The sequence below is a fragment of the Moorena sp. SIO2C4 genome (assembly GCF_010672485.1).
Classification (GTDB): Bacteria; Cyanobacteriota; Cyanobacteriia; order Cyanobacteriales; family Coleofasciculaceae; genus Moorena; species Moorena producens.
Window position 1 is genome coordinate 1 of sequence record NZ_JAAHGN010001130.1, and the last position, 2,325, is coordinate 2,325.

The following is a 2,325-nucleotide window of genomic DNA, read 5'->3' on the forward strand; positions in this document are numbered from 1 at the left end:
CCTTTTTCTATATAGTTTATTACTTTTTTTCTGAAATCTAGACTGTATGGCATTGCTGTCAGTTATTGAAAATATACCCTTTTCATTTTACCTCATCACCGTCTTATCCTTAATTGAAACAACTATACCAATTTAAATGCCGAACAGCTTATGAATAGTCGCGCTTGGCAAGGAAAGCATCGAACACAACACAAGCCGCGTTCCCAACGAACCACCTTTCCGTCGGTACTTCCTTTGATACCAAGTGAATCTTCGTTAAAGTTGAAATCGTGGTGTATCATCTTTGATTGGTCTACCTCGATGCATCAAGGACTGATCAACTCTTTTAGGGAACTGGGGTCATTTACCTCTAATTCTTAGCAGTGAACGTTTCTCTAATGAGTCGTAACCCTTGTCAGCGGCTATTACTCGGAATCTTTTCAAGGGACGACCCCGTTTACCTGTAACAAAGCGCGATGCTATCTAGTAATGGTATCACCTGCTCCGGTTCACTCCCATTAGCTGGTGTGGTGCTGTAAGCCATGGGCATACCATTACCTTCTGTGACTGTGTGTATCAACACTCCTTTCCCTTTATATCCATAGGCTACTCCTTCACCTCCTCCCTTGCCAGGGGGAAAAAGAGCCATCTACGGCTCCATAATTCCAGTTAATCAACCCTCGATTTTGCGCGATCGCCAATACTCTACATTGTATTTTTTCGCTAAGTTCCGTTTTTTTGCCATCGTTTCAACCATCGATGTGCTGAACTTTTTGATGCCCACTGTTCCCCTCTGGGCACATCACACCAACGACATCCTGTAATTAATACGTACAGCAGTGTGTTTAAAACGTAACGGAATGGTACATGGGGCATACCTCTACCTCGCTTTTGCGCTTCACACGGCAAAATCTTTTCAAACAGCTCCCATTCTATGTCACTTAATCCTTCAAATCTTCCTGGCATTTATCTGTTCAAGTTTTTCTGATTACTTGATTTTCAGTCTATCAAGTTTTCGGACAATAGTGGGATAGGTTCAAGGCAAATGCCGCCTTCCATAAATATTCAATTACATGGATAATATCGAGAACAATTGTTAAGTTAATCTGGTGTTTGCTCGCAAACTTCTTCAAAGCGCGATAATTGAGTTTTATTACCATCTACCAAAGCACAAAAGTGTTTTTGTTGAGTGCTTCGGCGGTGCAATACCTCGTCAAATGCTTCGCTAATAACTACTTCTGGCTGTTTAATTAAGCTTGCCCAAACACGCTTGGATTGAGGCTTGGGTCTTTTGAGTTCTTTAATATCAAGCTCCTCCCCTTCCGGATTGACAATTTGTTCAGGTGTGCGAACGAATGGGTCAATGGTATAAACCGAAGCTACTGTAGCCATTCGCTTCGAGTTTCGTTTTTCACCAAGGGTTAATCGTTTATTTAACTTCTTGCTCTTTGCCAGCGCCCTAATTCTTTTATGAGCACGTAAATCTTCCTTTAGCATCACTACACCAAGACCCTCAACAGTAATCACTACTATTTCCCCTGTTTGTGGAGATTGCTCTATATGTGATTGTTGCTGGTGGTAAAATTGGTCAAAGTCACAGGCACTATTGAAGGCTAATTCTTCCACTTGACGCTTACCAACTTTGGCTGCGGTTGTTTGGGAAATTATCTCTACTGTTTCACCAAACCCCGAACGGGCTACTTCTACTGCGACTCGCTCTGTCAGTCCGTGGGAATATTGGGATGGCGGTAGGTTTAATTCCGCATCCAATGGACTCAGGGAATTGAGCTTCCTTCCTCCATAACCAATTCGATTGACTCTTACGGTTCCAAATAAGGTGGTCAGTTTACGAGTCAACTTCTTCTTATGAGTTCTTCTGGCTTGGTCACTACCCAAACACTCACCTTCAATCTCGTCATCACTACGTCTATCAAAATAACCGCGGCAGTTGCCGTCTTAATAGTTCGTACCCGTTCTCCAGTAATTTGTTCTCTAACTCCCCATGCTCGCGCACCGCAAACCCGATCTGAACCCAACCACTCTACGATTTCTTCAAATAGCTCTCGTGCTGGTGAAAAGAAGATGTCTTCATTTGAGTACGATGCTTGCATATCTCTGAATTTAACCCCGGTTTTCCACTTATGTACAAGAAACGTCCCTTAACGGTTTTTTTGACTCAAAGCCTTACTCTGACAAGCTTGTTAGTTTTCTTATTTTAAATAATACCGTATTTCTAGAAGAGCCGCACCCAAATCATTTGTAAAATCAGCAAAATCGGTAATCGTTGCTGGGCAAGGGTTATAGGGATTTGGCGTTCGCGCAGCGTGGCCAATATATTTCACGATA

The 2,325-nt window shown here is 42.5% G+C and carries 2 protein-coding genes and 1 pseudogene; all 3 read right to left on the bottom strand.

The window, feature by feature from the left end:
• Nucleotides 1–436: 436 nt before the first annotated feature.
• A complete protein-coding gene (locus F6K20_RS34605) occupies nucleotides 437–628 on the bottom strand; it encodes a hypothetical protein (protein WP_008178652.1) in 192 nt (63 codons plus the stop codon).
• A gap of 74 nt (nucleotides 629–702) precedes the next feature.
• Nucleotides 703–945, bottom strand: coding sequence for a transposase (locus F6K20_RS34610; RefSeq protein WP_071986781.1), 243 nt, complete (start codon nucleotides 943–945; stop codon nucleotides 703–705).
• 74 nt (nucleotides 946–1,019) lie between these two features.
• Nucleotides 1,020–2,090, bottom strand: a pseudogene (locus F6K20_RS34615) (ISKra4 family transposase); the annotation flags it as partial.
• Nucleotides 2,091–2,325: the final 235 nt, after the last annotated feature.

Bases quoted from the DNA above. Each gene is read 5' to 3' on its own strand.
- F6K20_RS34605 (WP_008178652.1), bottom strand. From the start codon at position 628: ATGGCTCTTTTTCCCCCTGGCAAGGGAGGAGGTGAAGGAGTAGCCTAT.
- F6K20_RS34610 (WP_071986781.1), bottom strand. From the start codon at position 945: ATGCCAGGAAGATTTGAAGGATTAAGTGACATAGAATGGGAGCTGTTT.